The following is a 26,406-nucleotide window of genomic DNA, read 5'->3' as shown; positions in this document are numbered from 1 at the left end:
GACCGGAGCTTCAATGTTGGGTGTGTCCCGTACCATAAGGTGCGGGACACACCCTTTTCTTATGACGCGGCACATTCTTGGGGGAAGCGCATGCAGAGAGCTCTGTCAGGACACAGCCGGATCGCGGGGCTTGAGGTCTACTTGCCGCCAGCGCGCCTGGACACGGCCGCCGTCGAACGCCGCATTGAAGAGTCCAGTCCCGGGTTCCGGGTCCCGAAAGGCCTCATCGGCAGGGTCACCGGCATCCGGTCCAGGAGTGTCATGGCCGATACAGAGCAGGCCTCGGACTTGGCCGCCAACGCCGCTGCCAAGGTCCTGGCGGAATGCGGGCTCCAGGCTCCGGATGTTGACCTGCTCATTTTCGCCTCCGCCAGCCAGGACATGGTTGAGCCGGCGACCGGCCACATGGTGGCCGCAAAGTTGGGAATGTCCTGCCCTGTCATGGACGTCAAGAACGCCTGCAACAGTTTCCTGAATGGCATGGAAGTCGCCGATGCGCTGATTGGCAGCGGACGTTATGCCCGTGTCCTGGTGGCGACGGGGGAGTCGCCTTCAAGGGCCGTGCGGTGGTCGGTTCCGGATTTCCCGACGTTTGCCTCGAGCTTCCCCGGGTACACCATGAGCGACGGCGGCGCCGCGGTGTTGCTGGAGGCTTCGGTTGGGCCTGTTGGGGCTGCCGGCGCCGCGGCAGGGATTGTCGCTGCGGCTTTCACTGCCAGAAGCAGCCACTGGTCCGTCGGGACCCTGGCGGCAGGCGGCTCGGCATTTCCACGTGATCCTGAGGCCAGCTATTTCGCCATGGATGGTGAAAAGCTCAAGGACGCCTTCCTGGACCTGGGCTCGGAGATGCTCGAGGAGACCCTCGAGGCTTTGGGTCTTGCCTGGACTGACTTTGCCGTGGTCTGTGTGCACCAGGTCAGCGCACCTTACCGGCAGATTTTCGCAGAGGGTGCCGGTGTGCCGCCCGGGCTGTTGGTGAATTCTGTCGAGGAATTCGGCAATCTGGCATCAGTCAGCCTTCCCCTGCAGTTGAAGCTTGCTGTTGACAGTGGCCGTGCAGGTCCGGGCGACCTTGTGGCGTTGGTGGGCCTGGGCGGCGGCGTCAGCCTGGGAATTGCGGTGGTGCGGCTATGAGCCAGGAGGGTCCGGACAAGGGGCTGTCGGGTACGGGCCCTTCGCGGGGGCTGTGCATAGCCATGCCGATGCTCAACGAAGAGAAGCTCGTAAGGCAGGCCTTGGACTCCTTGGCGGCGCAGTCGTTTCCGGATTTCACAGTGGTGGTAGTGGACAACGGTTCCACGGACCGCAGCTGTGCCATCGTGGCGCACTTCGCCGCGGAGCATCCGGAGATGGACATCAGGTTGGTGCATGATGCCGAAAAGGGCACGGGCGCCGCAGCTGATACCGGCATGCGTTTTGGCGTCGAGCACGGGGCGCGGTGGTTGGCGCGGACTGATGCGGATTGCCTGGCAGCTCCCGACTGGACGGCGCGGATCATGGCCGCGTTCGATGACGGGCTGGAACTGGTGGCCGGCCAACTGGTTCCCCGCGAAGACGAGGGAATCACGCGACGTGAACGGCTCATGATGTTGTTCGCCGTTGAAGTGGCTTCCTTCTTCGGAAAGATCCGTCCCGGAAACAAGGGCGAGGGGTACCTGGGCCCGTACCAGATGCTTCCAGGGTGCAATATGGCCATCACGGCAGACATGTACCACCGCTCGGGTGGTTTTCCGAGGACCAGGATCGAGGACCTCCACGAGGACCGGGCATTATCCAACAGGGTTCGGAAGCTGACGCGCAATTACGGGCTGCGACGCGACGTGGTGGTCTATGGGTCCTCACGGCGTGTGAAGGCCTGGGGACTGAAGAACACGCTGGCGTGGTACGCGGACCACCGGTACCGCCCCGAGCATGTGGACATCCGCTGATGGTCGGACCCGAAGTGGAGCGTCAACAGAACACCCGGCAGATCGCGGCGGAACGGTGGGAGCGCCGTGTCCACCTTGGAGCGCACCCGGTGTTGTATCCGGTGATCCGTGGGCTTGGCGGATTACGTCCCGTCTTGAGGCTTCCAGGGCTGGGAGTGCTGGTCAGCGAGGCCGGCTTGGTTCGCGAAGTGTTGATGAACCAGGAACTTTTCGTGAAGGACGGCCCGTCGGGCTCGGGGGCGCTGTGGACTCCCGTGGTGGGGCCGAAGGCGCTGCTGAACATGGACGGCGAGGAACACAGGCTCCTGCGGCGGCGGCTGGCAGACATTTTCACTCCCCGTTCCGTTGCGGGCATCGTGGAACCGGCAGCCCTTGCGCTGGAGTCACGCGTCCGCGGCGGTTTGGCCACAGAAGGCCGGGTGGATCTGGTGGACTGCGTGAAGGAATTGGCCGGTGGTGTCATTTCCCGGTTGCTGGGGATCCCGGCGGATGCCCCGGGGAGGCTGGCTGACAGGGAACTCTTCGACCTTGGTTCCTCCATCTCGTCACTTGTCCGCCTGGGCCGGCCGTCGCTTACGGCGAGCCAGGTGGCCAAGGGAAAGGCCGCCGTCGAGGTTTTGGCCGGTCCGGTCCGGGTGGCCTACAGGGAAGGTGACCCGGAAACCTTCCCCGGCAGGCTCCATGAACTTGGCATGTCCGAGGACGAGGCGATGGGCATCATCAGTGCCTTCGTCATGGTGGGTACCGAGACATTGGTTTCGTTCGTGCCGCGGTTGGTGGCGCTGTTGGCTGACAGTGGACAGATCGGCGAACTTGCCGGGGATCGGTCCGCCCTTCCTGCAGCAGTCAACGAGGCGTTGCGCTTTACTGTTCCCTCGCCGATGATGCTTCGGGACGCAGTGGGAGACGGGATGATTGGCGGCACGAAGGTGCTCGCAGGAGACAGGATCCTGCTTTCAACCATTCACGCCGCCAAAAGCCTTGGGGGTTTTGATCCCTCCCGGCCAACCCCACAGCAAGCACGCCAGTTATGGTTCGGTGCCGGACCTCACTTCTGCATCGGCATGCCGCTGGCCATGGCCGAAATCAATTCGACCCTGGAGCTGCTGCTGGACTTGTACCGTCAGCGACCGTGGAGGATTGCCAGCCGCCACGTGAGCAGGGGAGTGCTGATCCCTGGTTACCGGAGGTTGGAGTTGGCCCATGCCTGAGGAAGTACCTGCCCGGTCCATCGACACCGCGGATTTGATCAGCGCAGTGTATGCCGCCGCTGAACGCGTTCCCGACCGCCCTGCCATCACCGCACCCGGAAGGAGGCAGCCTCGCTGGACCAGACAAAGGAACGACGGCGTACGGCCCGGCCGCACCATCACTTACCGTGGGCTGGTAGCTGGCATCGAGGCAACGGCGCGGGGGCTCCTGGAAGAAGGATTCGGTTCAGGGGAGCGGATGCTCTTTTCCGTTCGCCCCAGCCCGGAAGCCTTCATCCTGGCCTTGGGTGCGGTCCGGGCCGGTGGTTCCGTGGTCTTTATCGACCCCGGAATCGGGCCTGCGCTCTTCCGGGACCGGGCGGAGCTTGCCGCACCGCGCTGGGCTGCCTCCGAGTCCCTCCTGTATTTGCTCAGTGCCAAGAGCCCGCTCCGTCCCCTGGCGAGGAGGCGGGGACTCCTCCTCCCGGATTACGGAGCAATGGACGTCCGGCACTTTTACTCCGGACCGTGGTTGCCGGGCGTGCCCCGGGGTGCTTCGCCGCTCGGGGACCTTGCGGGCCCTTCGCACGGGGACGTGAGGCAGGATGACGCCGCGGAGTCGGTGACGGAACAAGAAGCTGTCATCATCTTCACCTCGGGCACCACCGGCTCACCCAAAGGCGTGGTTCACACGCGTGGCTCGCTCGCGGCGGGTTTCGAGCAGTTATCCACGCGGTGCACCTTCGGTGAGGGCGACCGGATCCACTCCGAGCAGCTCATGATGGGCCTGCCGGCCCTGATCGCCGGGGCACACTGGACCATGCCAGGTTATGGCTTCTCCGCGCACATCGATCCGCTGCGGCTGGCAGCAGAGTTGGGTCCTGCCTCGGGACAGGGAACAAGCTACGACGCCGCCACCCACCTTTTCCTGGTTCCCTCGCAGCTGGCGCCCATCCTGGATGCCGTCGAAGAGGGATCCGTGCAGCTGCCCGGAACGCTGCGGACCGTCATGCTCGGGGCCGCGCCGATTCTTGCGCCTTTTCTTGACCGCGCCATGAAGCTCCTGCCCGATGTGGACTTCAAGCTCATCTACGGCATGACAGAGGTGCTGCCGATCGCGATCGCGGACGGCCGGGAGAAGTTGGCCTTCGCCTCCGGCACGGAAGCCGAGTTCACGGCTCCCGATGGCAGCGGAGAAGGCGACTTCCTCGGGGAGCCGCTGCCCGCCGTCGGAATCCGGGTAGCCGAAGACCATGAGCTGTTCGCCCGCGGCCCGAACATGTGCCGCGGCTACCTGGGCGAGGACCGCATGGCGGAGCACGCGACAGGGGACCTCGTGCGGCTGGACCATGGCGGAACCGGGGCACCCAGGTTGGTCATGATCGGGCGCAAGAAAGACATGATCATACGCGGCAAAACGAACATCTATCCCGCCCTCTATGAGCCATTGATCGCTGCGGTACCTGGTGTCCGGCAGGCGGTCATGGTGGGTGTTCCCGACAGCATCGGCGACGAAGCCGTCTGGCTGGCAGTAGTCCCGGGTCCCGGACAGGCTTCCCAAGCCCTCAAATCCCGCTTGGCGAAGGAACTGCCCAAGATCATCGATGAGTCCGCGCTCCCGGACCATGTGGAAGTCCTGGATGCCCTTCCCACTACGGGAAGGCACCGCAAAGCTGACCGCGTGGCGTTGCGGGCCATGTTCGCCGCCCGCCCATCGCCCGGGTCGGCAGGATGAGGATCGCAGTCACCGGCGCCACGGGGTTCATCGGTGGCGCGGTGGCCAACGCTGCTGAAGCCCGCGGTTGGGAGGTGGTGCGTTATGCCCGCAGACAAGGGGAGGGATTGCGCTATTGGGACTTGGCCGGGCTGCCGCCCGCACAGCTTCCGGCCGTGGATGCGGTAGTCCACGCCGGAGCCCACGTAGCCGACTGGGGAGACGCGGCGCTCTTTCACCGGACAAACGTGCTGGGAACCAGGGCAGTTGCCGAAGCCTTCGCCGGCACCCGTCTGGTGCACCTCTCAAGTTCCAGTGTGTATCCCTGGTGGCAACCGTGCGTTGACCGCTCAGAAGAGGAAGTGGCCTCCCGGCACCTGAATGCCTACGGCCGCAGCAAGGCGCTCGCCGATGTGGAAGCGAGGAACCACGGCAATGCCGTAGTCCTGCGCCCCCACGGTGTTTATGGTCCGGGGGATCGAACGCTCCTTCCCCGCCTGGTAGGCAACATTACCGGCGGGCGGCTGATCAGTGTGGGTAACCCCCGGGTGAAACACCAGCTGACGCATGTGGACAACCTGGTCCGGGCCGTACTGGCTGCCTGCCAGTCAACGGTGAAGGGCGCCGTCAACGTCGGAGATGCAGAACCCGTTGAACTGGGAACTGTCCTCCGGCAGGTCCTGGACGTCTCCGGCCATTCCGGCGTTCCCATCACCTATCTGCCCGAGTCTGCGGCAATGGCGCTCGCAGCGGTTTCGGAAGCCGCATCACGGATCAGTGGACGTGCTCCGAAGGTGACCCGCTACGCCGTCAGCCAGGTGGGGAAGCAGCGAACCTACCGTTTGGACCGGCTGCGCCAGGAGCTGGGAATCGAGCCAATTTCGACCACGGTCTCCGATGCGGGAAAATGGTTGGAGCACGGGGCCTGATCGGTCCCAACCGCAAACCTTCCAGAGGAGAACATGGCGTTCGGTCAGCCCCGCATTGAATACAAGAGCAACGAGCAGATGCGCACCATGCAGCAGGCCGGGCTCGTCCTGAGCAGCGCACTGGACGCTGCCGTTGCTGCTGCCAAGCCCGGCGTCACCACCAAGGACCTGGATGATGTCTTTGCCGCGGTGCTCAACGACGCCGGAGCCAAGTCCAACTTCCTTGGCTACCACGGTTTCCCGGCTACCATCTGCACCTCCGTGAATGAGGAAGTGGTCCACGGCATTCCCGGCGGTCGCGTCCTCCAGGATGGCGACATCATCTCCATCGACGGTGGCTGCATCGTTGATGGCTGGCACTCGGACTCTGCACGCACTGTCATCGTTGGCACCGCTGACCCCGAAGACCAGCGCCTCTCGGATGTCACTGAAGCAGCAATGTGGCGCGGTATCGCGGCGTTGGCCAAGGGTAAGTTCGTAGGCGATATCGGCAACGCGATCGATGACTACGTCTCCTCGGTCCCCGGCAAGCCCCTTGGAATTCTTGAGGACTACGTCGGCCACGGCATCGGTTCCGAGATGCACATGGCCCCGGATGTCCTGAACTACAGGACCAGCCACCGTGGTCCCAAGATCCGTCCCGGGCTTTGCCTGGCCATCGAGCCGATGCTGGTTCGCGGTGACATCGAAACCGCAACCCTCGACGACGACTGGACAGTCGTCACCACGGACGGCAAGCGTTCCTGCCAATGGGAGCATTCGGTAGCCGTCCACGAAAAGGGCATCTGGGTACTGTCCGCCCCCGATGGAGGCGCCGCACAATTGGCGCCCCTCGGCGTCGTTCCTGTCCCGATCCCGTAGCACCTGAATAAGAAGAGCGCGGCTACCGAAGTAGCCGCGCTCTTGCTTTGTCGTACAAGAGTCAGGACTTCAGCTTCGGCTTGACGTCCTTGGTGTAGATGCCTTCAAGTGTCTTCTTCAGTTCGGTCATGGTGGCCTGTACGTCACCCTGCTGGGTGAGGATTTTGGCTGCCGACTTGGCCATTTCCTGGTCCGCGCCCGGCAGGAACACGCGTGCGTTGTCCTGGACCTTGGTGGCTGCGAGCTGGTCCATGGCGGTCTTGATCTGCGGCGTCGCCGCGAGGACAGCGGACATGTCAGCTGAGACCCGGGTAGGCATATAGCCGGTAGCGGCGGAGAATGCAGCAGTGTTCTCCGGCTCGGTCATGAACTTGAGGAACGTCGCGGCGGCCAGCTGTTCTTCCTTGGTGATGCCGCTGGGGATGCCCAAACCGGCACCGCCAGTGGGGCAGACGCCGCTGGGGGCCTCGGGGCCGCCGGGCAGGAACCCGACGCCGACATTGAACTTGGCTGCCTTCAGGACGCCCAGGAGTGAACCCGTCGAGGAGATGGTGGAGGACGTGATGCCGGCGGCGAAGTCGTCAGCTGCTTCCTTGGAGGAAACACCTGCCCAGCCGTCCTTGTAGATGGAGTCCTGGGCCCATTGAAGGGCTGCTACGGATTCCTTGGAGTCGCAGGTGATGTCCCAGCCCTTGGACCAGCCGCCGCCCCAACCCCACAGGTTGTTTTGCAGGGTCCACCCGGCATAACCGGCGAGGGCGGGGTAGATGTAGGCGTACTGGGCGCCGGAAGTGGCCTTGAGCTTGGGGGCCCACTCCGCGAATTCCTGCCACGTGGCCGGTGCGCGGTCGGGGAGGCCGGCTGCCTTGAAGTGGTCCTTGTTGTAGTAGAACAGCGGGGTGGAACGGCCGTATGGCAGGGCCCACTGCTTGTCGTCGTACTTGTAGTCGTCCACCAACGATTTTTGGAAGTCGTCGATCTTGATATCCAGCTGCTTCACCAGGCCATCGAGTGGGATGATGCTGCCGTTGGTGAAATAGCGGAACCACCAGACGTCGGAAAGGACCACCAGGCCCGGCAAGCCGGTCTTGGCCGCCTGCGACGTCTGGAACTTCTGGGCAATCTCCTCGTAGTTGGCGCCGGCGGTGACCAAATTGACTTTGATGTCCGGGAACTTGGCGTGGAACTTCTCGATGATGGCCTTCTCGACGTCCTGGGACTTGCCGGGGTGGTTCGTCCAGAAGTCGATGGAGGCCGCGGGCTTGACGCCGCTGAAGTCGATGGTTCCGGTGTCGACGGCGTCTGCCGGACCCGCCGTCGACGGTCCGCCGCAAGCGGCGAGGGCCGCAGCCCCGGCTCCGAGGCCCGCCAGACCCAGGAAATGGCGGCGGTCAAGGGTGGTGCTCATGGTGCTTCCTCTCAATAACTGACATTGATGCGAATGGTGCAGTGGAGAACTAGCCGGTGACACTGCCTTGGGTCAGCCCGGCGACGATATAGCGCTGGAGTGCGGCGAACACCAGCAGGATGGGGACGATCACCAGGACCGCTCCGGCCATGAGGATTCCCCAGCCAGCACCGTTGCCCTCAGAGTTCTGGAGTAGCGTCAGGCCCACGGGCAGCGTCATGGTTTCGGGCCGGTCGGTGATGATCAGGGGCCAGATGTAGTCGTTCCATTCACTGACGACGGTCACCAGGGCCACGGTGGCGATGGATGGAACGGACACGGGGACGATGATCTGCCACAGCCTGCGCCAGTGGCCTGCCCCATCGATCTCCGCGGCTTCCAGGATTGACGGCGGCAAGGTCAGGAAATGTTGCCGCAGGAGGAAGGTACCGAACGCCGTGCCAAGCCCCGGCAGGATGATGCCCCACAGGGTGTTCTTGCCGCCCATGCCCGCTATCAGGATGTAGTTGGGCAGGATCGAGACCTGGGCAGGGACCATGAGAGCCACAAGGATCAGCACGAAGATGACGTTCTTGAACGGGAAACGCACGAATACCAGCGCGTAGGCGGTGAGGATGGCCAGGACCACCTTGATGGACGAGCCCACCGCTGTGACGATCAGGCTGTTGGCGAAGAACTGTGCAAACGGGACCGTGGTCATGGCCGTGACGTAGTTCTGCAGGTTCAGCGTCTCCGGAAGGATCTTCAGATCCATGGTGACGATTTCGCCGGGCTGCTTGAAGGAGCTCAGGAGCATCCACAACAGGGGCAGGAACACCACGAGGGTTGCGATGATCAGGGGGACATAGCCGGTTGCAACTGTCTGCAGCAGATTGGACCTGGAGAGTGGACGCTCCGGCACAGCAGTTTGTTCGGCGTCCTCACGAACCAGGACGGGTGCCGGGGCGCTCATGAGTAGTGGACCTTTCGCTCAACGAACCGCAGTTGGAGGACGGTAATGACCAGCAGGATGGCAAAGAGGATCACCGAAACCGCTGCCGAGTAGCCGGCCCTGTTGTAGGCCCCGAATGCCTGGAGATAGGCCTCGTAGATCAGGGTGCTGGTGCCGTTGCCCAGCGGAGTCATGATGCGGATGAGGTCGAAGGCCTGCAGCGAGCTGAGCATGGTGGTGATGAGCAGGAAGAACGTGGTGGGGGAGAGCAACGGCAGCGAGATGTTGAAGAACCGCCGGACACTGTTGGCCCCGTCCAGCGCGGCGGCCTCCATCACGTCCCGGGGCAGGGATTGCAGCCCAGCCAGGAACACCACTGCGCAGTAGCCCAGGTTCTTCCACACGTAGACGATGATGACCATCACCAGCGAGAGCTGGGGGTCGTTGATCCACTGGGGACTCTGCTGGCCCAAGCCCCGGAGGATCCAGGCGAGGACTCCATATCCGGGATCGAAGATGAACAACCACACCAGGCCGACGCCGACTCCCGACAGAACGTAGGGCGCGAACACCGCCGAGCGGGCGAACGTGGTGCCCCGGACTTTCGAGTTCAAGGCCAGGGCGACCAGCAAGCCGAGGACCATGGACCCGCCCACGGTCAGCACAGTGAAGATTGCCGTGGTTCCCAGGACCTTGGACGCGTCCTCGCTGGTGAAGAACGTGACGTAGTTCTGAAGTCCGACCACCGTGGCCCTTGAAGAACCGAGGGTCCAGTCCAAGGTGGAGTAGTAGATGTTGTTGATCAGGGGCCAATAGGTGAAGGTTCCGATCAACAGCAGGTTTGGCAAGGCCATGGCCAGGAACACCACGAAATCCTTGCGGCTACGGCCGGACCAGCGTGGCCGTGGCTTAACAGGCGCGGCGCTGCTGTTGTTTATCAAAGGGGCAGTCATGTAGTACTCACGGTTTCGGCGAATGCGGGGGCGCCTGCTCCCTCACAGGGGCGGCGAAGACAGGCCTAGCTCACCACATTGGCCATGGCCTCCATTGCCAAAAGCCGCCTCCGTAGCGAGAGTTGTCTTACACTTCCGGGACCGTTCACCGAACGTTACCCGCGCATTCGTATTTGAGGCCCGACTCCCGTTTTGTTGCCGGGTGGGCGGTTGTGCCGAGGTGGAGAATGGAGCCATGAATTCGATCACCGATGTTGAAGGCATCCGGATTGGGCACGTGCAGAAGAACGACGACGGGTGGCTCAGTGGCGTGACCGTCGTCCTTCCGCCTGTGGGAACCGTTGGATCGGTTGACGTGCGCGGCGGAGGCCCGGGAACGCATGAGACGGACGCCCTCGACCCCACCACCCTGGTCTCGACGGTGGACGCGGTGGTGCTGACCGGCGGGAGTGCCTTCGGTCTGGTGTCGGCCCATGGCGCCCAACGATGGTGCGAAGAACAAGGGCGGGGATTCGCCGTCCCCGGCACCGTGGTTCCGATTGTTCCGGCCGCTGCCATCTTCGACCTCGGCCGCGGTGGCGACGTGCATGCCCGACCCGACCAGGAGATGGGTTACCAGGCAGCTGCCGCGGCCTTCGCCTCAGGTGACCATGCCGCCGTCGAACGCGGAAACGTCGGCGCCGGTACCGGTGCCGTCATTGCCCGCGGACAGTACAAGGGCGGCGTGGGGACGTCGTCAATCGAACTCGCGGGTGGCGTCGTCGTAGGTGCGCTGGCGGTGGTCAACGCGCTGGGTTCGCCCCAGTTTGGTCCTGCGGACCTGCAGGCCGGGAATAAGCCAGCGCGGGTCGAACCGCAGGGACTCAACACCACGCTCGTCGTCATCGCGACCAATGCGGTTTTGGACGTAGCCGAGTGCAAGAGGACTGCTTCGTCCGGGCATGCGGGCCTGGCACGGGCGCTTGATCCGTCCCATACTTTGGCGGACGGCGACACCGTTTTCGCTCTGGCGACTGGCGCCGTCGCCCTTGATCGAAGCAGCGAACAGGCGCGGCAGGTATCGCTGATCACCTTGCAGAGTGCGGCTGCCGAGGCGGTCAGGTTGGCCATCCTGGACGGCGTTGAGTCGGCCGAAAGCATCACGACGGCGGCGGGCAGCTTCCCGGCCTATCGTCCGGTGGGGGAGTGACGGCCGGGGATACGTGCGCTACCATGGTCGGATTTAACTTTCCAGCCTGATTGGCGTAGAGTTGTTTGTTGGTTGTCTGTGCAGCCGCGCCCTTTTTAGTGTCGTGGTTCCAGGACGGTCAAGCAAACAAAAAACGTCCGTTGGATCTTCGGTGCCTCATCGAAGGACGGCGGCAAACAACAGTTAGCGGAGGATATGGCCAAGAAGGACGGGGTCATTGAGATCGAGGGCGTTGTGACTGAGGCGCTGCCCAACGCGATGTTTCGTGTTGAGCTCACCAACAAGCACATCGTTCTCGCACACATCTCTGGGAAGATGCGTCAGCACTACATCAGGATTCTCCCAGAGGACCGGGTAGTGGTGGAGCTGAGCCCATACGACCTCACACGTGGTCGTATCGTCTACCGCTACAAGTAAATTGCTGGGCGGCAGGCAACAGTGCCCAAGCCGCTCCAGCAGATCAACTGCAAAACACGCAAAGGAACGCCATGAAGGTCAAGCCGAGCGTCAAGCAGATCTGCGACAAGTGCAAAGTGATCCGCCGTAACGGCCGGGTCATGGTGATCTGCGAGAACCCGCGCCACAAGCAGCGCCAGGGCTAATTCCCTTTCGGGAATCAGCGCCCGCAAGGGCAAACCTGGGTTGCTAGCCCACGCAAGTAAATAAAGGCAGCACAAGCTGTGCCAGGACTGCTTCACAGAGCCTGGTCAGCGAACCCCCGGTCGGAGGCTGGGGCCGCACTGAAAGTGCGGGTGTACTGCCTACGACCTCCGGTTTATTCAAGGAGTACCGCCACTATGGCTCGTCTCGCTGGCGTAGACATTCCCCGCGAAAAGCGGTTGGAAATTGCGCTTACTTACATCTACGGCGTGGGCAAGACCCGTGCACACGAAACCCTGGCTGCCACCGGCATCAGCGCTGACGTTCGCGTCAAGGACCTGACTGACGCCGAACTGGTTCAGCTGCGTGACTACATTGAAGGCAACTACAAGGTTGAGGGTGACCTTCGCCGCGAGGTAGCCGCTGACATCCGCCGCAAGGTCGAGATCGGCAGCTACGAAGGCCTGCGCCACCGCAAGGGCCTGCCCGTACGCGGTCAGCGTACGAAGACCAACGCTCGTACCCGCAAGGGCCCGAAGCGCACCGTCGCCGGCAAGAAGAAGGCCGGACGTTAATCCCTCGGGATTGACCTGGTTTTCCCCCGATAACTTTCTGTAGGAGAAACAATGCCCCCGAAGACTCGTGGAGCGGTTCGTAAGCCGCGTCGCAAGGATAAGAAGAATATTGCGCTTGGACAGGCGCACATCAAGAGCACCTTTAACAACACCATCGTGTCCATCACGGACCCGACTGGCGCTGTGATCTCCTGGGCTTCCGCCGGTGAGGTTGGCTTCAAGGGCTCCCGTAAGTCCACCCCGTTCGCTGCCCAGATGGCTGCCGAAGCTGCTGCAAAGCGCGCTCAGGAGCACGGTCTGCGCAAGGTTGACGTTTTCGTCAAGGGACCGGGTTCGGGACGCGAAACCGCAATCCGTTCGCTTCAGGCTGCTGGCCTCGAGGTTGGCTCCATCCAGGACGTCACCCCCAGCGCCCACAACGGTTGCCGCCCGCCGAAGCGCCGCCGCGTCTAATTAGGTTCACCCTGCCTGACTGGCCGGGCCTGCTGTGGATGGTTTGACCGTCCACAAGCATGGCCCGGCTGGTCAGGCTGGAAACCGAAGCCGATTTCCACCACCTGTGTTGCGTCATATAGCGGATGCTCGCCGAAAGGAAACCTAAGTGCTCATTGCACAGCGCCCCACCCTGTCTGAAGAAGTTGTATCCGAGAACCGCTCCCGTTTCATCATTGAACCGCTGGAGCCGGGCTTCGGTTACACCCTCGGAAACTCCCTCCGCCGTACCCTGCTCTCCTCCATCCCCGGTGCTGCTGTAACCAGCATCCGGATCGATGGCGTGCTGCACGAGTTCACCACGGTTCCGGGTGTCAAGGAAGATGTCACCGAGATCATCCTGAACATCAAGAACCTTTCGGTTTCCTCCGAGCACGACGAGCCGGTTGTTGCTTACCTGCGCAAGCAGGGCCCCGGAGTCGTCACCGCCGCGGACATCGCTCCGCCGGCCGGCGTCGAATTCCACAACCCGGATCTGCACATTGCCACTCTGAACTCGAAGGGCAAGTTCGAACTCGAGCTGACCATCGAGCGCGGCCGTGGCTACGTTTCGGCAGCTCAGAACAAGTCCGGCGACTCCGAGATCGGCCGTATCCCGGTCGACTCGATCTACTCGCCGGTCATGAAGGTAACTTTCCGCGTGGAAGCTACCCGTGTTGAGCAGCGCACCGACTTCGACAAGCTCATTGTCGACGTCGAGACCAAGCAGGCAATCGCTCCGCGCGATGCTGTTGCTTCCGCAGGCACCACCCTGGTGGAACTGTTCGGTCTGGCCCGTGAGCTGAACACCGCAGCTGAAGGTATCGAGATTGGCCCGTCGCCGACGGACGCTGCCCTGGCAGCGGACATGGCTCTGCCGATCGAGGATCTGGACCTCACGGTCCGTTCCTACAACTGCCTCAAGCGTGAGGGCATCCACACCGTGGGTGAACTCGTTGCCCGCTCCGAGGCTGACCTGATGGACATCCGTAACTTCGGTGCGAAGTCCATCGACGAGGTCAAGGCAAAGCTCGTCGAACTGGGTCTGTCCCTCAAGGACTCCCCTCCCGGTTTCGATCTCGCAGCCCGCGCCGCAGCCATCGAAGAGGACGACGCCGCGTTCAGCGACGACGAGCTCTAAACAGCAGATCTTGGCCGCCGGGTCCAGCAATGGACCTGACCGGCTCACATAACAGGAGAAATAACTATGCCTACCCCCACTAAGGGTCCGCGCCTCGGAGGCGGCCCGGCTCACGAGCGCCTGATGCTCGCGAACCTGGCAGCTGCTCTTTTTGAGCACAAGCGCATCACCACCACGGTCACCAAGGCCAAGCGCCTCAAGCCGTACGCAGAGCGTCTGGTCACCTTCGCCAAGCGTGGCGACCTCGCTTCCCGCCGCCGCGTTCTCGGCCTGATCAGCGACAAGGGCGTTGTCCACGAGCTGTTCACCGACATCGCCGGCGCCGTTGCCAACCGCGATGGTGGCTACACCCGCATCACCAAGATCGGCAACCGCAAGGGCGACAACGCTCCCATGGCTGTCATCGAGCTCGTTCTCGAGCCGGTCTCCCCGAAGCAGGCCGTTGTTGCTGAAGCAACCGCTGCCGCTGCCAAGGCTGTTCCGGCTGCCGAGGCTCCTGCCGAGGAAGAGGTTGTAGAGACCGAAGCTGCTGAAACCGAAGAGGCTCCGGCCGCTGAAGCCGAAGCTGCTGACGCTGAAGTTGCTGAAACCGAAGAGGCTCCGGCCGCTGAGGACAAGAAGTAATTCACTGAATTCTTCACAGTAGACTTGAGTCTATGAACGAACGAAAACCCGCTGCCCCCGTATTGGGGGGCGGCGGGTTTTTGCGTGTCCGGCTTGATCTTTCCTACGACGGCGGCCCTTTCAGCGGGTGGGCATTGCAGCCGGGCCTGCGGACCGTGCAGGGATCCCTTGAAGAAGCTCTGGCCTTGCTCCTGCAGCGCAGTGTACGTGTAACCGTCGCCGGCCGGACCGACGCCGGTGTCCACGCCCGCGGCCAAGTAGTCCACTTCGACGTCACCGAAGCCGAGTGGCTGTCACTGCCGCGCGGGCACGAACTTGATCCCGCCGTCGCAATTTTGCGGCGGCTCCGCGGCGCTTTGAGCCGCGTCCTGGGCGACTTCACCGGTGCAGTGGAAGTGCACGACGCCGGTCTGGCGCCGGAAGGTTTCGACGCGCGCTTTTCGGCGCTGTGGCGCAGGTACAGTTACCGGATTGCCGACGGTCCGGGGCGATGGGATCCGGTGCTCCGTGGCATCACGCTCTGGCACAAGGCGGCCTTGGATGTTTCCCTGATGAACGAGGGTGCTCAGTCCTTGCTGGGGCTCCAGGATTTCCGCTCGTACTGCAAGCCCCGGGAGGGTGCCACCACTATCCGCGAGCTGCAGAAGTTCTCGTTTGCGCGGGGGAGCGACGGCGTCATTGTCGCCACCGTGCAGGCTGACGCGTTCTGCCACAACATGGTGCGTTCGTTGGTGGGATCAACCCTGCGGGTGGGCGAGGGGCTGGAGGCTCCCATATGGCTTCACGAGCGGCTGCTCGAGCGGAAGCGGGATGCGAAATCCGTGCTGGCTGCGCCACATCCGCTGGTTTTGGAGGAAGTCGCCTACCCGTCCAACAGTGAGCTGTTGGCCCGGGCCGAACTGACGCGGGCGCGGCGCGAGTAGCTTTTGTCGTACGGCACCCGGACGTTGGAGGACCCCCTCCCGGCTCTGGGTACCGGAAGGGGGCCGTTGTGGCACTCCGTGGTCTGGGATCCGCGAAGTGCCGGTCTATTTCCCGAGGGATGGATCAGCTGAAGGCCTGAATGATCCTAATGGCCGCGGGACCCAGAAGGACTATGAACAGCACCGGGAAGATGCAGAACAGCAACGGGAAGAGCACCTTGACGGGGAGTTTCATCGCCTTTTCTTCGGCGCTCTGACGCCGCCTGACGCGCGCCTTCTTGGCCTGGGCCCGAAGCACATTGGCGATACCGATCCCGTATTTATCGGCCTGGATGACTGCAAGGACGAAGCTGCGGATGTCCGGTACAGCGCACCGCTCGGCAAGGGCTTCATAAGACTCCTGCCGGGGACGGCCCACTTGGATGTCCTGCAGCGTGCGTATCAGCTCCTGGGGCAGGGGACCGGTTCCCTGAGCTGCGGTCCGTTCCATGGCGGCTTCGAATCCGAGTCCGGCCTCCACCGAGATCAGCATTTGATCCAAGGTGTTTGGAAATTCCAGCTTGATGGCTTCCTGCCGTTTGAGGCCCGTGTTGTAGATCAGGAGATCGGGCAGGAAATAGAGGAACAGTGTCAGAAATATTGCCAGGCCTAGAATGCCTGGCCCTGGGCTGACAAGAAACAGAAGCGTACCAGCGACTGCTCCGGCCAGGGCCAAGGCTGGCTTCAAGGACAAAAGCCTTGGGAGCGGCATCGACATTGGACGCCCGGCGAGGGCAAGCCAGTGATCGAGCTTGGCCTCGTAGCTTCCGGGGGTCAGCTTCCGGGCAACACCCAGCAGGAGGGGTGGGCGTTGCAGATTCACGCCACCACCTTGCGTAAAGCCGGAGCCGAGGTTGGTCTGTATTGCAACGATGCCCTTACGGTCGATGCTGATCAGGGACCACGCAAAATATGCCAGAGGCAGCACGATGACCGCGATAATCAGCCATGCGATGGGAGTCATGAGCTTTATCTCCTAGAACTTGATCTTCACGGTGCGGCTCATCCAGAAACCGCCGATGGCGAACAGGATCATGCTGACGACGATCATGGCGATCCCCACGGGGTGGCCTGTGAAGAGTTTCAGATAATCGGGGTTCAGCACCGACATAAACACCCCCACCGCTACAGGCAGGATCATCAGAACTACTGCCGACATCTTGCCTTCGGCGCTGAGGGCGCGTACGTGTCCCTTGATTTCGCTGCGTTCCCTGATGGTTCCCTCGACCTGCTCGAGGACCTCGGCCAAGTCGCCGCCCACTTCACGGTTGATCTGGATGGCTTGGCCAATCCACTGGAAATCCTCGCTGTCCATGCGGGCGGCGCAATCCTCTATCGCTTGGCGCGGGTCCTTGCCAACTCTCACCTCGTTGACGATGCGGCTCAACTCTTCGGACGTCGGGGCTTGCGACTCTTGTGCCGCAGCCTGCAATGACCTCATGATTCCGTGCCCCACCCGGAGGCCACCAATCAGCATCTGGATGGTGTCCGTCAGTTGCAGCTCGAATTTTGCACGACGTTTCTGTGTCTTGAGGACCAGGACCAGTTTCGCCAGGAAAGGGACCAACACGGCCAGAAGGATGCCGCCAAAGACGCCGAAAACCAGGGAACCGACTACCGCAGTAACGACTGCGCTGGCGGCCACAAGAACCATGAAATCGGCCGGCGCCTGTTTGACACCTGCTTGATAGAGAACCTCCCTGTTGAATGGTCCTCCAGAGCGTCCGAGCGCGGTGTCCATGAATCTGACAGCAGTCTCGGATACCAGGCCCACGGCTGACGTATCGGTAGGCGCATCCAGCCGGCGTCGTTCAATGGGAATGCTGCTGCGTTGTGGTTTAAGGACAACGACCACAAGGATGACGAGTGCACCCACGCATAAGGCGATGGCCAGGATAAACCCGCTTGGAGAATCCACAACTATCGCCTCCCCACGGGCACTGAGGCGACACCAAATGCTGCCGGCGATACCTGAATCCCCAGCTCGGCGAACCGGTCCAGGAAACGAGGACGCATCCCTGTGGGAACCGCCCGCCCCAAGAACCTTCCTTGGGCATCCAGCCCCGCCGAATAGTCGAAGAGGAACGCGTCCTGCAAGGTCACCACGTCCCCTTCCATCCCTTGGACCTCAGTAACGTGGGTTATGCGTCGGCTTCCGTCACGTAAGCGCGTGACCTGAACAATCAGATCGACTGCCGAAGACACTTGTTCACGGATCGCCCGGAGCGGAAGGTCCATCCCGGCCATGAGCACAAGCGTTTCCAAGCGGGCAATCGCATCCCGGGGAGAGTTTGCGTGCACGGTGGACAGCGATCCATCGTGGCCGGTGTTCATGGCTTGCAGCATGTCCAGGGACTCACCGCCGCGAACCTCGCCGACGATGATCCGATCGGGACGCATACGCAGCGAGTTGCGGACCAGATCGCGAATGCTGATGGCGCCCTTGCCTTCGATGTTGGGTGGGCGGCTCTCCAGCCGGACGACGTGGCGTTGTTGCAACTGGAGCTCCACGGCATCTTCTATGGTCACAATGCGGTCTGATTCCGGAATGAATGATGACAGGACATTCAGCAACGTGGTTTTGCCCGTGCCTGTGCCGCCGGAGACGATGACATTGAGACGGGCCCGAACGCACGCACTCAGCAGCTCCGCCATCTCCTGGCTCATCGAGCCCCACTCGATCAGGTTTCGAACAGTCAAAGGAACATGGCTGAATTTCCTGATGGTGAGCGAGGGTCCGTTGACTGCCAGGGGAGGAATGATCGCGTTGACACGGGAGCCGTCTTCCAAGCGGGCATCCACCAGCGGAGAAGATTCGTCGATACGGCGTCCGACCTTGGAAACGATTCTCTCGATCACCTTCCGCAAATGGTCATCTGAGCTGAATTGGAGTTCCGTCAGGGCCAACTGTCCGTGACGCTCCACGTAGATCTGGTCGAAGCGGTTCACCATGACTTCCGTGACGGAAGGATCCTCCAGCAACCTCTGCAAAGGACCGTAACCCATCACTTCGTCGGAGATCTCACGGATGAGCCGGCGTCGTTCCTCCGGCGAGAGAGGAACCTGTTCGTCGTCGATCACCGCTGAAAGCTCTTCCACGGCGAACGAGCGGAGGTCCTCTTCAGAGGAAGAGGCATCTGCGATCCTGCTTCCGATGCGCTCAAAAAGGGAGTCCGCAGCCCGCTTCTTCAACCCGGCCAAGGCATCCACGGCAGGAGTTGCGGGTGCACCACCCAGCATGGGAGTCGTTGGTGAAGGCGGGGTGGCCCATTCGCCGTCCGTTATTGCTCCTGGAGCATGTGGTTCCCCGGGGGCAGCGACGGAAAGCGGATTGTTCTTCGAAAGCCTCTCGGACAATTTCATGAGACGACCACCCTTCGGTGCAACTTGTTGTGCGGCGCCGACTCCAGCCTCGGATCGAATCGCTGAACCAGCTTTCGTAGCCCCTTGATGGCTGTATCCCTGGCTGTCCCTTGCAACACGGGAATGCCGCGGTTGGTGGAGTAGGGGAGCGTTCTTGATCGCGGTATCACGGTATCGACAGGCACTCCGATGGTCGCCTCGACGTCCTGCACAGACAGACCACTTTTACGGTCCGCAAAGTTCAACACGGTGTGCCGGCCTTGCGGGAGGAGCTGGAGTTCTTTCAGGACGCTGAAACTCTTTCGAAGGCCCCGGATGCTTGGAACGTCCATCCCACACACCCAGACGCCGTCGGTGGCCAGTTCCAAGGTCGCAAGGCAGTGCTCCCCAAGACCTGGGGCGGTATCCACCACCACGTACTTGAATTCACTGGCCAATTGGGTGAGGAGCCGCGTGACGTGATCGGCAGTGATGTAGTCCGAGTCCGATGGCTTCCGGGGTGCGCACAGGGCGTAGATTCCGGCCGGGTGGACGGTCAGGAACGCCTTGAGGACCATGGAGTCCTGGGCCGCAGCTCCGTGCACTGCTTCGGTTATGGAGTGTTCCGGCTCCAGCATCAGACCGGAAGCGACGTCGCCGAACTGCAGGTCCAGATCCACGATCACCACGCTCATGGGTGCGAGGGTTCCCAGCCCAATGGCGAGATTCGTGGCAACGGTGGTTTTTCCCACGCCGCCCTTGGGAGACATGACGGCAATGACCCGGCCCCGTTCCTGCGCGGAATCGGCAGCGGGCTGCATGCCGCGTCGCCGGCTGGCCGCAGCCAAGCACGCGCGCTCCAGAAGTACCCGAAGCTCGTTCACCTCCGCTTCGGGTGACACGACATCCCTGACGCCTGCGTGCATGGCTTTCAGCACAACCTCAGCGGTGGGATCGGCGACCATCAGAAGGCTTATCTCGGGGTACTGGAGGTCAATCACCGTAGCCAGCTTGAAGGCATCGTCAGGGTTGACTCCGGGGCCGAGGATCATCACCTCAGGCGGTGCCCCCGTGAGCTGATTGAAGATTTCGTCAGTGCCTGCCTGGAGGACTGCTGGAGCCAGGGTCTGCAGGTCACCGTGAAGGGCACCGGTGATTGCTTGGCGAACGCGTCCTTCAAAGTCGCGAACGGCGGTGATGGCTACGAAACGGCTCATTGGACCAGCCCTCCGAAGGTTGTCGTCGGCGGGTCGCTCTTCGCCGTCTTCTCGGTCTGCTTGGAAAGCCATAAAGTGCCGAATTCCGAACCGAAGACCATCTTGGCTGCATTGGCATCGCTTAATGCCACGGTCACGTACGCCGAGCCGTTGGGCAGGGCGACGGCTTTGTCCGTTCCGGCTGACTTTTCGGAGTCAGGTGCCGCCTGCTGAAGAGCCGTCACCAGGACGTCGTGGTAGAGCAGCTCTGTAAAGTTCTTCCAGCCTGCCAGGTTCGGCGGGACGTTGGCGCCAGCGGCTATGGCTTCATCCAGCTTGAACGAAGCGAAAACCGTCACCGTGTCACCGGCTTCGATTCGGCCGCCGAGCATGCGTTCGGGGGCCAGCACAAAGGTTGTTTCCTGCAGACCCTCAGGGACAGGGACGGTTCCCGGAACCAAATCCTTGGGGCTCACCATTTTCAGTTCCAACAATTGTTCGCCTGGCTGGAGGTCCGCAGATGTGACCTTGCCCTTTTGATCGGACAAGGCGCTCACGGCTCCGGATGCGACGGCGGATTGCGGCAGGGTCTCCATCTTGACTTTTGACCCAAGGTCCTCGGCCTTGGTGCCGGCTGCAATGTGTTCTTTGACGACAAGTACGTTTACGGGATCAAGCCCTTGCTGCGCCCGCTTGTCTGCTCCCTGTACATAGGTGACCAGCAATACGGTGCCTATGACTGCCAACAGCAGTGCGGCAATGCCTCCCAGTAGGCGTGTTTTCACTTGGTAACTCCCTTCGAGTTCTCGTGAGATTGGTGGCAGGCACTCGGAGAGCACCTATTTGGTGAGCGTTACCACCGACGCTCCATAGTTGGGTATGCCACCGGAGACTTGAGAAGCTTCTTCGAGTGACACGAAACGGGAGAAATATCCCTGTATTGCCCTGCAGTTGTTGGTGCAATTGGGCGCAGCGGGGTCCAATTTCTGGCCCCCATCGAATTTGTAACCGGTCACCTGGAAGGCGGCGAACCCGACCAACGTGTACTTTGTCTTGTTTCCGTTTTGGGCCGCTGTCTTGAAAAGCGGTATCAACGCGGGCTGGTCCATGATGTGGGCAAGCACCGTATTGCAGGTCGCTCCGTTGGGGAAATGATTGCCGGGTTGGCCCTGAACGACAGCGCCGATAGTGATGTCCGTTGAGCATGCAGATGTGGTTTCCAGCCAGCCGAATCCACCCGGCTGATAACCGTTCTGTGCAACGCATCCGCCCACAGCAGGCGCATTCGTGTCATAACGAAGCGTCACGTGCGTGGGGATGGGATCGCCGGAAAAGTTACCTGTGGAGTTCAACGAGGCCAGCTGGGCCGGTGACAGGTACTTCTTGAAGACGCACTCGCTTACCGTCCAGGGCAGAGTCGTTGCACTTGACGGAGCGCCCCAGGATGCTTCCGCCGTGGCTGTCACCGCGGCAGTCTCAAACCCCAAAACTTGGGCGAAGTACAGTGACAAACTGTTCTGGCCGCTGGTATCACGGGCGTTGGTTACTACGCGGACCGTGGTCGCCGCAGGAAAAGTGACAGCAGCGCCGCTGGTGTTGTCGTTGGCGTTGCTGTTGGCAAACTGGTTAGCCGTGGTTGCCGTGTTTCCACAGCTGCCCTTGGCGCACCCGGTAGCGATGGCAAGCGCGCCGGAATCTGCGCCATTCTGTAGTTGCGCTTTTTCGGCGTAAACAGCTCCGACATCGACAGCCAAGGCGGCAAAGCCGAGAAGAACCACCATGAGCACTGCAACAATGACCGTGGAGGCTCCCTGCTCGTCCGAGGTCGTGCGAGCCTCCACCCCAGTGGGTCGGCGAAGCTTGGTCAGCCACCGCATCTCATCACCCCCACTCCCGAGAGGTTGAGGGGGAAAATGCCGATACCATCCAGGAAACCGGTCATCGATGGCAGCGAAACGCTGGTGGTTACTTTGACGTTGGAACCCGGAGCGCAGCTGGAAGCATTGTCCGTGACGCTGACGCCGAGTCCGTCCAGGGCCGGCGCGGACGACAAAGCTGCTCCGGAGACGTTGAGGCCGCCTTCCTGATAATGCACAGCCGCATAGCGCGCTCCTTCACGGGCAGCCTGCGTGAGGGAAACCTGGACGTTGTAGGCGCGTCCAAACTCCATGATTCCGAACAGGATCAGCAGCAAGAGTGGCAGTATCAGGGCCAATTCCACGGCCGCCGCGCCACGTTCATTCGTATTGGATTTCACGTCCATCTCCGGTCCCAGATCCAACAGAGAGTGTCTTAAAGCAACGGGTTGGCCGTGGTTGCCAAGCGGCAGCCGCGACCAACCACGTCGCAGACAGAGTTAGAGGATGCCGCCGAAGAGAGCGCTGACGCGTCCGCCGAGCAGGACGGCAGCGCCGCCGACGACGACAGCGATGGCAGCGACGATGAGGCCGTATTCAACCATCGTTGCGCCCTTCTCTTCCTTGGTGAAGCGGTCCTTGACGCCGGCGATGAAAGCGATGGTGTTGATCATGAAAGCAGACATTGGAAAATCCTTCCCAGAAATGATTATGTTGATGACATTTATAAGGCCGGCAAATTGTGGAATTTGCCTCGTTCCCCAAACCGCCGCTGTTTCCTTGGCCGTTCGGAATTCGATGACTCAAGAATTGCCCAGTCGCACCAATAGCCACAATGCGTAGCCGTACTCGATTTATTTGGGCACGCATTACTTGCCCGACAACACCGGAGGCGCGAAGTACTCAGTTTCTGGGGCTGAACAAGCAGCAACTACTTGGTTTCAACAGGATGCTTACTAATGGGCAAGCGCAGTCAAGCGGTAATAAGCACGTACTCAGTCGGGCTCAGTGCAGGGCGAGAATTACGCCGAAAGCCGCGAGGACCATCGCAGGCCCATGGGCCGTTTCTGCTGGTTTTTCCGCGGATCGCAGCCGCAACATCAGCACCGTGAGCACCCCGCCCACCACGAATCCCAGCAAGCCGCCGAAAAGTACTTGCTGCCAACCCAAGTAGCCCAAGTACATTCCAAGTGGTGCGGCAAGCTTCACATCGCCCATTCCGAGGGCACCCGGCGAAATCAGTCCCAAAATCAGGTAGCCGGCGAAGAGTATGAAGCCTCCGGCGAGTGCGCGGAGCAGGTCTGTCCACCCAGGCTCAAGCATCGAAGACACGGCCAGGAGCCCCAATGCGCCGATAAGCAGGGCCAAAACAAGGGGGTTGGGAAGCAAATGAAGCGTGAAATCAATGCGGGAGAGTTGAATGCCTAAAAGTGCCAATAAAAGAAAGGCCGGCAATTCCGGCGCCATCCCAAACCGCCACCCAAGCAAAGCGAAGAGCAATGCGGTAAGCACCGCCGTCGTGATTCGGACCTTAAGGGGAGGGAGGCCGCCGAGCCGCGGCAGCGATCGGGTGATGAGCAGCTCGCACAACGGGCTGAGCAGGAGGCCGGCAAGCGCCAGCAGGAGCGGCATGGCAAGTCCGTCAGTCACGTGCTCTCCCTCATTAACACAGGTACCCCCGGGCGGTCTAACCCCATTTTGACCCGGACGCCTCGTTACCGGTATTGTTTAGAGTCGTTGTGCGTGTCCTATCTCGATGACACATGCCTTCAGGGGGATCCAGTTGCAGGATCGCTAACTCCGGAGGCATTTCGAGATCTTGGGATGACTGGTACATAGAGCCCTCACCTCTGCTCCGGTAGCGCATACATAGTAGGTACACGACTCACTGCGTGTCGCCTAAAACATGAACGCCAGAACAAGAACGAGGCAAAACCGTGCGTACGTACACCCCGAAGCCCGGCGATATCAACCGCCAGTGGCACGTCATTGACGCCACCGACGTTGTCCTTGGTCGTCTTGCCAGCCAGACCGCAACACTGCTGCGCGGAAAGCACAAGCCGACCTATGCGTCCCACATGGACATGGGCGACTTCGTCATCATCATCAACGCTGAAAAGGTTGCCCTCACCGGTGCCAAGCTGGAGCAGAAGCGCGCATACCGCCACTCCGGTTACCCGGGCGGCCTGACCTCCGTCAACTACGCCGAGCTGCTGGAATCCAACCCGGTTCGCGCTGTTGAGAAGGCCATCAAGGGCATGCTCCCCAAGAACTCCCTGGCAGCTCAGCAGCTGGGCAAGCTCAAGGTCTACGCAGGCTCCGAGCACCCGCACGCTGCACAGCAGCCGAAGACTTTCGAAATCACCCAGGTCGCCCAGTAGTCCTGGCCACCAACTAACTTTTCATTACAAGGAGAACCGTGGCTCAGAACGAAGAACTGACCGCCGAAGCCGTCGAGGCTGAGGAAAACCTCACCAGCTACACCTCTGAAAGCAGCCCCGCTGCTGAAGATGCTCCCAAGAAGGAGCGCCCGGCACTGACCGTTGCCGGTGCAGCTGTTGGCCGCCGCAAGGAAGCCGTTGCACGCGTTCGCGTTGTTCCGGGTTCCGGCAAGTGGATCATCAACGGCCGCGAGCTGGCCAACTACTTCCCGAACAAGCTGCACCAGCAGGATGTCAACGAACCGTTCCGCGTTCTTGACCTCGAAGGTGCTTACGACGTCATCGCCCGCATCCACGGCGGTGGCCCCTCCGGCCAGGCTGGTGCACTGCGCCTCGGCATCGCCCGTTCGCTGAACGAGATCGACGTCGAGAACAACCGCGCCACCCTCAAGAAGGCTGGCTTCCTGACTCGCGACGCCCGCGTCATCGAGCGTAAGAAGGCCGGTCTCAAGAAGGCACGCAAGGCCCAGCAGTACTCCAAGCGTTAATTCGCTTCGCCCCACGTCAGGGGCATCGGAGGCCCGTTTCACTCTTTCGGTGGGGCGGGCTTCCGCCGTTTAAGCACGCCGGAAAGGTGGGCCGGAAGGGGACGCTCCCAAGCCCCGATGAACAGCTGGTGCCGTGGCGTCGTCTAAACTTGACCCGATGTCTAGATTATTTGGAACAGATGGCGTGCGCGGTCTCGCGAACGGATTACTCACCGCTGAACTGGCGATGCAGCTCGCGCAGGCGGCCGCCGTCGTACTCGGCCATGACCGCGCGACAGACGGAAAACGGCCCCGGGCGGTAGTCGCCAGGGACCCCAGGGCCAGTGGTGAATTCCTCGCCGCCGCCGTGGAGGCCGGGCTTTCCAGCTCCGGTATCGACGTCTACGACGCCGGTGTTCTCCCCACCCCCGCCGCGGCTTACCTGGTGGCAGACCTCGACGCCGACTTCGGCGTCATGCTGTCCGCTTCCCACAATCCTGCGCCGGACAACGGAATCAAGTTCTTCGCACGGGGCGGCCAGAAGCTGCCTGACGACGTCGAGGACGCCATTGAGGCGCAGCTGGGCAAAGAGCCGCAGCGGCCCGTGGGCGCCGACGTCGGACGCATCCAGCGCTTCTCGGACGCCGAGGACCGTTACATCGTGCACCTGCTCGGCACGCTCCCGAAGCGCCTGGACGGTTTGAAAGTCGTGGTCGACTGCGCCCACGGTGCCGCGAGCGGTTGCTCGCCCCAGGTGTTCAAGGATGCCGGCGCGGACGTTGTGGTGATCGGTGCCGAACCCGATGGCCTGAACATCAACGAGGGCGTGGGTTCGACCCACCTGGGTCCCCTGAAGGAAGCTGTCGTCAAGCACGGCGCCCACCTCGGCGTAGCGCACGACGGCGATGCTGACCGCTGCCTTGCCGTCGACCACGAAGGCAACGAAGTGGACGGCGACCAGATCATGGCGATCCTGGCGCTGGCACTGAAGAAGGCCGGAAAGCTCAAGGACGACATTCTGGTGGCCACGGTCATGAGCAACCTCGGCCTCAAGATTGCCCTCCGCGATGCCGGCATCACCATCCGTGAAACCGGTGTTGGTGACCGTTACGTCCTGGAGGAAATGCGCGACGGCGGGTACAACCTCGGCGGCGAACAGTCCGGCCACGTGATCTTCTCCGATTACGCCACCACCGGCGACGGCGTCCTGACCGGCCTGCAGCTTGCCGCGCAGGTGGCCCTCACCGGACGCTCCCTCCAGGAGCTTGCCGGCGTGATGACCAAGCTCCCGCAGCTCATGATCAACGTCAAGGGCGTCGACAAGGCCCGCGCTGCTACCGACGAAGGCGTGGCCGCGGCTGTGGCCGCAGCTGAGCTGGAACTCGGCGAAACCGGTCGCGTGCTGCTCCGTCCCTCGGGCACGGAAGCACTGGTCCGCGTGATGGTGGAAGCGGCGGACATGGAAACCGCCGAACGCATCTGCACGGAGCTCGCAGCAGTGGTCAAGGAGCGCCTCGGCGCTTCCAGCGAGATGGCCGTCTAGGAACGAAGCTAGAGGTAGTCCGGCGCTGCCTCAAGCCCGAAGTACTCTTCGAGAGTCGCGCTGCCGCGGGTGGCCATGTCCCCCG

General features: G+C 62.1%; 29 protein-coding genes. 17 read left to right on the top strand and 12 right to left on the bottom strand.

Features of this window, described 5'->3' with window-relative positions:
- The first annotated feature begins 90 nt into the window (after positions 1-90).
- The 6 genes from PQ627_RS19525 to map are packed head-to-tail and all read left to right on the top strand — an operon-like array spanning position 91 to position 6,622.
- Positions 91-1,134, top strand: coding sequence for a 3-oxoacyl-ACP synthase III family protein (locus tag PQ627_RS19525; RefSeq protein WP_274262991.1), 1,044 nt, complete (start codon positions 91-93; stop codon positions 1,132-1,134).
- Positions 1,131-1,928 (top strand): glycosyltransferase family 2 protein, encoded by a 798-nt coding sequence (locus tag PQ627_RS19520; protein ID WP_274262990.1) that lies wholly within the window; start codon positions 1,131-1,133, stop codon positions 1,926-1,928. The genes PQ627_RS19525 and PQ627_RS19520 overlap by 4 nt, the downstream gene beginning before the upstream one ends.
- Positions 1,928-3,139, top strand: a complete 1,212-nt coding sequence (locus PQ627_RS19515) for a cytochrome P450 (protein WP_274262989.1) — start codon at positions 1,928-1,930, stop codon at positions 3,137-3,139. Before PQ627_RS19520 ends, PQ627_RS19515 begins: the two co-directional genes overlap by 1 nt.
- A complete protein-coding gene (locus PQ627_RS19510; RefSeq protein ID WP_274262988.1) occupies positions 3,132-4,853 on the top strand; it encodes a class I adenylate-forming enzyme family protein in 1,722 nt (573 codons plus the stop codon). Before PQ627_RS19515 ends, PQ627_RS19510 begins: the two co-directional genes overlap by 8 nt.
- The gene (locus PQ627_RS19505) at positions 4,850-5,761 is read left to right on the top strand and encodes an NAD-dependent epimerase/dehydratase family protein (protein ID WP_274262987.1); all 912 of its coding nucleotides are present in this window, start codon (positions 4,850-4,852) and stop codon (positions 5,759-5,761) included. Before PQ627_RS19510 ends, PQ627_RS19505 begins: the two co-directional genes overlap by 4 nt.
- Positions 5,762-5,794: 33 nt before the next feature.
- Complete coding sequence (gene map, locus PQ627_RS19500) at positions 5,795-6,622, top strand: type I methionyl aminopeptidase (RefSeq protein ID WP_144659432.1); 828 nt, start codon at positions 5,795-5,797, stop codon at positions 6,620-6,622.
- A gap of 61 nt (positions 6,623-6,683) precedes the next feature.
- On the opposite strand, the gene PQ627_RS19495 is transcribed toward map, so the two are convergent.
- The 3 genes from PQ627_RS19495 to PQ627_RS19485 are packed head-to-tail and all read right to left on the bottom strand — an operon-like array spanning position 6,684 to position 9,914.
- Entirely contained in the window at positions 6,684-8,030 is a 1,347-nt protein-coding gene (locus PQ627_RS19495) for an ABC transporter substrate-binding protein (RefSeq protein WP_274262986.1), read from the bottom strand.
- A 49-nt stretch (positions 8,031-8,079) separates the two neighbouring features.
- Positions 8,080-8,982 (bottom strand): carbohydrate ABC transporter permease, encoded by a 903-nt coding sequence (locus tag PQ627_RS19490; RefSeq protein WP_274262985.1) that lies wholly within the window; start codon positions 8,980-8,982, stop codon positions 8,080-8,082.
- A complete protein-coding gene (locus PQ627_RS19485; RefSeq protein ID WP_274262984.1) occupies positions 8,979-9,914 on the bottom strand; it encodes a carbohydrate ABC transporter permease in 936 nt (311 codons plus the stop codon). The genes PQ627_RS19490 and PQ627_RS19485 overlap by 4 nt, the downstream gene beginning before the upstream one ends.
- A gap of 235 nt (positions 9,915-10,149) precedes the next feature.
- Between PQ627_RS19485 and PQ627_RS19480 the strand changes: the two genes are divergently transcribed.
- From PQ627_RS19480 to PQ627_RS19445, 8 genes are all read left to right on the top strand, one after another.
- Positions 10,150-11,103, top strand: a complete 954-nt coding sequence (locus PQ627_RS19480; RefSeq protein ID WP_274262983.1) for a P1 family peptidase — start codon at positions 10,150-10,152, stop codon at positions 11,101-11,103.
- A gap of 195 nt (positions 11,104-11,298) precedes the next feature.
- A complete protein-coding gene (gene infA, locus PQ627_RS19475) occupies positions 11,299-11,520 on the top strand; it encodes a translation initiation factor IF-1 (protein ID WP_009358723.1) in 222 nt (73 codons plus the stop codon).
- Between the two features lie 71 nt (positions 11,521-11,591).
- Positions 11,592-11,705: a 50S ribosomal protein L36 gene (gene rpmJ, locus PQ627_RS19470; RefSeq protein WP_011775570.1), complete on the top strand. Its 114-nt coding sequence runs from the start codon at positions 11,592-11,594 to the stop codon at positions 11,703-11,705.
- Positions 11,706-11,900: 195 nt separating this feature from the next.
- Positions 11,901-12,278, top strand: coding sequence for a 30S ribosomal protein S13 (gene rpsM, locus PQ627_RS19465; protein WP_011775569.1), 378 nt, complete (start codon positions 11,901-11,903; stop codon positions 12,276-12,278).
- Positions 12,279-12,329: 51 nt separating this feature from the next.
- On the top strand, positions 12,330-12,731 hold the full coding sequence (rpsK, locus tag PQ627_RS19460; RefSeq protein ID WP_021472435.1) for a 30S ribosomal protein S11: 402 nt from the start codon (positions 12,330-12,332) through the stop codon (positions 12,729-12,731).
- Positions 12,732-12,879: 148 nt separating this feature from the next.
- Complete coding sequence (locus tag PQ627_RS19455; protein WP_011775567.1) at positions 12,880-13,890, top strand: DNA-directed RNA polymerase subunit alpha; 1,011 nt, start codon at positions 12,880-12,882, stop codon at positions 13,888-13,890.
- A 66-nt stretch (positions 13,891-13,956) separates the two neighbouring features.
- Positions 13,957-14,514, top strand: a complete 558-nt coding sequence (gene rplQ, locus PQ627_RS19450) for a 50S ribosomal protein L17 (protein WP_274262982.1) — start codon at positions 13,957-13,959, stop codon at positions 14,512-14,514.
- 32 nt (positions 14,515-14,546) lie between these two features.
- Complete coding sequence (locus PQ627_RS19445; protein ID WP_274262981.1) at positions 14,547-15,437, top strand: tRNA pseudouridine synthase A; 891 nt, start codon at positions 14,547-14,549, stop codon at positions 15,435-15,437.
- Between the two features lie 124 nt (positions 15,438-15,561).
- On the opposite strand, the gene PQ627_RS19440 is transcribed toward PQ627_RS19445, so the two are convergent.
- The 9 genes from PQ627_RS19440 to PQ627_RS19400 all read right to left on the bottom strand — a co-directional run bounded on the left by PQ627_RS19440 (position 15,562) and on the right by PQ627_RS19400 (position 23,502).
- Positions 15,562-16,440, bottom strand: a complete 879-nt coding sequence (locus PQ627_RS19440; RefSeq protein ID WP_274262980.1) for a type II secretion system F family protein — start codon at positions 16,438-16,440, stop codon at positions 15,562-15,564.
- A gap of 12 nt (positions 16,441-16,452) precedes the next feature.
- Complete coding sequence (locus tag PQ627_RS19435; protein ID WP_274262979.1) at positions 16,453-17,394, bottom strand: type II secretion system F family protein; 942 nt, start codon at positions 17,392-17,394, stop codon at positions 16,453-16,455.
- A 2-nt stretch (positions 17,395-17,396) separates the two neighbouring features.
- Complete coding sequence (locus PQ627_RS19430; RefSeq protein WP_443192767.1) at positions 17,397-18,839, bottom strand: CpaF family protein; 1,443 nt, start codon at positions 18,837-18,839, stop codon at positions 17,397-17,399.
- The gene (locus PQ627_RS19425; protein WP_274262978.1) at positions 18,836-20,035 is read right to left on the bottom strand and encodes an AAA family ATPase; all 1,200 of its coding nucleotides are present in this window, start codon (positions 20,033-20,035) and stop codon (positions 18,836-18,838) included. Before PQ627_RS19425 ends, PQ627_RS19430 begins: the two co-directional genes overlap by 4 nt.
- Positions 20,032-20,799, bottom strand: coding sequence for a Flp pilus assembly protein CpaB (cpaB, locus tag PQ627_RS19420; protein WP_274262977.1), 768 nt, complete (start codon positions 20,797-20,799; stop codon positions 20,032-20,034). Before cpaB ends, PQ627_RS19425 begins: the two co-directional genes overlap by 4 nt.
- Positions 20,800-20,853: 54 nt before the next feature.
- Positions 20,854-21,855, bottom strand: coding sequence for a TadE/TadG family type IV pilus assembly protein (locus PQ627_RS19415; protein ID WP_274262976.1), 1,002 nt, complete (start codon positions 21,853-21,855; stop codon positions 20,854-20,856).
- A gap of 23 nt (positions 21,856-21,878) precedes the next feature.
- Positions 21,879-22,277, bottom strand: coding sequence for a TadE/TadG family type IV pilus assembly protein (locus PQ627_RS19410; RefSeq protein WP_274262975.1), 399 nt, complete (start codon positions 22,275-22,277; stop codon positions 21,879-21,881).
- Between the two features lie 93 nt (positions 22,278-22,370).
- Complete coding sequence (locus PQ627_RS19405; protein WP_274262974.1) at positions 22,371-22,556, bottom strand: Flp family type IVb pilin; 186 nt, start codon at positions 22,554-22,556, stop codon at positions 22,371-22,373.
- 319 nt (positions 22,557-22,875) lie between these two features.
- Positions 22,876-23,502, bottom strand: a complete 627-nt coding sequence (locus tag PQ627_RS19400; RefSeq protein ID WP_443192768.1) for a prepilin peptidase — start codon at positions 23,500-23,502, stop codon at positions 22,876-22,878.
- Between the two features lie 305 nt (positions 23,503-23,807).
- On the opposite strand from PQ627_RS19400, the gene rplM reads away from it, so the two are divergent.
- The 3 genes from rplM (at position 23,808) to glmM (ending at position 26,321) form a co-directional block, all read left to right on the top strand.
- The gene (gene rplM / locus PQ627_RS19395) at positions 23,808-24,251 is read left to right on the top strand and encodes a 50S ribosomal protein L13 (RefSeq protein WP_144659444.1); all 444 of its coding nucleotides are present in this window, start codon (positions 23,808-23,810) and stop codon (positions 24,249-24,251) included.
- A gap of 38 nt (positions 24,252-24,289) precedes the next feature.
- Entirely contained in the window at positions 24,290-24,799 is a 510-nt protein-coding gene (rpsI, locus tag PQ627_RS19390; RefSeq protein WP_144659445.1) for a 30S ribosomal protein S9, read from the top strand.
- Positions 24,800-24,956: 157 nt separating this feature from the next.
- Complete coding sequence (gene glmM / locus PQ627_RS19385) at positions 24,957-26,321, top strand: phosphoglucosamine mutase (protein WP_274262972.1); 1,365 nt, start codon at positions 24,957-24,959, stop codon at positions 26,319-26,321.
- Positions 26,322-26,406: the final 85 nt, after the last annotated feature.

This window comes from Paenarthrobacter sp. AB444 (assembly GCF_028736865.1).
Classification (GTDB): domain Bacteria; phylum Actinomycetota; class Actinomycetes; order Actinomycetales; family Micrococcaceae; genus Arthrobacter; species Arthrobacter nicotinovorans_B.
This window is presented reverse-complemented; position numbering and strand designations above follow the sequence as displayed.

Coding starts and splice junctions, on each gene's coding strand:
- rpsM (WP_011775569.1), top strand. CDS start 11,901: ATGGCTCGTCTCGCTGGCGTAGACATTCCCCGCGAAAAGCGGTTGGAA.
- PQ627_RS19490 (WP_274262985.1), bottom strand. CDS start 8,982: ATGAGCGCCCCGGCACCCGTCCTGGTTCGTGAGGACGCCGAACAAACT.
- PQ627_RS19525 (WP_274262991.1), top strand. CDS start 91: ATGCAGAGAGCTCTGTCAGGACACAGCCGGATCGCGGGGCTTGAGGTC.
- PQ627_RS19505 (WP_274262987.1), top strand. CDS start 4,850: ATGAGGATCGCAGTCACCGGCGCCACGGGGTTCATCGGTGGCGCGGTG.
- PQ627_RS19405 (WP_274262974.1), bottom strand. CDS start 22,556: ATGTCTGCTTTCATGATCAACACCATCGCTTTCATCGCCGGCGTCAAG.
- PQ627_RS19480 (WP_274262983.1), top strand. CDS start 10,150: ATGAATTCGATCACCGATGTTGAAGGCATCCGGATTGGGCACGTGCAG.
- PQ627_RS19445 (WP_274262981.1), top strand. CDS start 14,547: ATGAACGAACGAAAACCCGCTGCCCCCGTATTGGGGGGCGGCGGGTTT.
- rpsK (WP_021472435.1), top strand. CDS start 12,330: ATGCCCCCGAAGACTCGTGGAGCGGTTCGTAAGCCGCGTCGCAAGGAT.
- PQ627_RS19430 (WP_443192767.1), bottom strand. CDS start 18,839: ATGAAATTGTCCGAGAGGCTTTCGAAGAACAATCCGCTTTCCGTCGCT.
- PQ627_RS19440 (WP_274262980.1), bottom strand. CDS start 16,440: ATGACTCCCATCGCATGGCTGATTATCGCGGTCATCGTGCTGCCTCTG.
- infA (WP_009358723.1), top strand. CDS start 11,299: ATGGCCAAGAAGGACGGGGTCATTGAGATCGAGGGCGTTGTGACTGAG.
- PQ627_RS19400 (WP_443192768.1), bottom strand. CDS start 23,502: ATGCCGCTCCTGCTGGCGCTTGCCGGCCTCCTGCTCAGCCCGTTGTGC.
- PQ627_RS19495 (WP_274262986.1), bottom strand. CDS start 8,030: ATGAGCACCACCCTTGACCGCCGCCATTTCCTGGGTCTGGCGGGCCTC.
- PQ627_RS19485 (WP_274262984.1), bottom strand. CDS start 9,914: ATGACTGCCCCTTTGATAAACAACAGCAGCGCCGCGCCTGTTAAGCCA.
- glmM (WP_274262972.1), top strand. CDS start 24,957: ATGTCTAGATTATTTGGAACAGATGGCGTGCGCGGTCTCGCGAACGGA.
- PQ627_RS19410 (WP_274262975.1), bottom strand. CDS start 22,277: ATGGACGTGAAATCCAATACGAATGAACGTGGCGCGGCGGCCGTGGAA.
- map (WP_144659432.1), top strand. CDS start 5,795: ATGGCGTTCGGTCAGCCCCGCATTGAATACAAGAGCAACGAGCAGATG.
- rpmJ (WP_011775570.1), top strand. CDS start 11,592: ATGAAGGTCAAGCCGAGCGTCAAGCAGATCTGCGACAAGTGCAAAGTG.
- rplQ (WP_274262982.1), top strand. CDS start 13,957: ATGCCTACCCCCACTAAGGGTCCGCGCCTCGGAGGCGGCCCGGCTCAC.
- PQ627_RS19425 (WP_274262978.1), bottom strand. CDS start 20,035: ATGAGCCGTTTCGTAGCCATCACCGCCGTTCGCGACTTTGAAGGACGC.
- PQ627_RS19515 (WP_274262989.1), top strand. CDS start 1,928: ATGGTCGGACCCGAAGTGGAGCGTCAACAGAACACCCGGCAGATCGCG.
- PQ627_RS19510 (WP_274262988.1), top strand. CDS start 3,132: ATGCCTGAGGAAGTACCTGCCCGGTCCATCGACACCGCGGATTTGATC.
- PQ627_RS19520 (WP_274262990.1), top strand. CDS start 1,131: ATGAGCCAGGAGGGTCCGGACAAGGGGCTGTCGGGTACGGGCCCTTCG.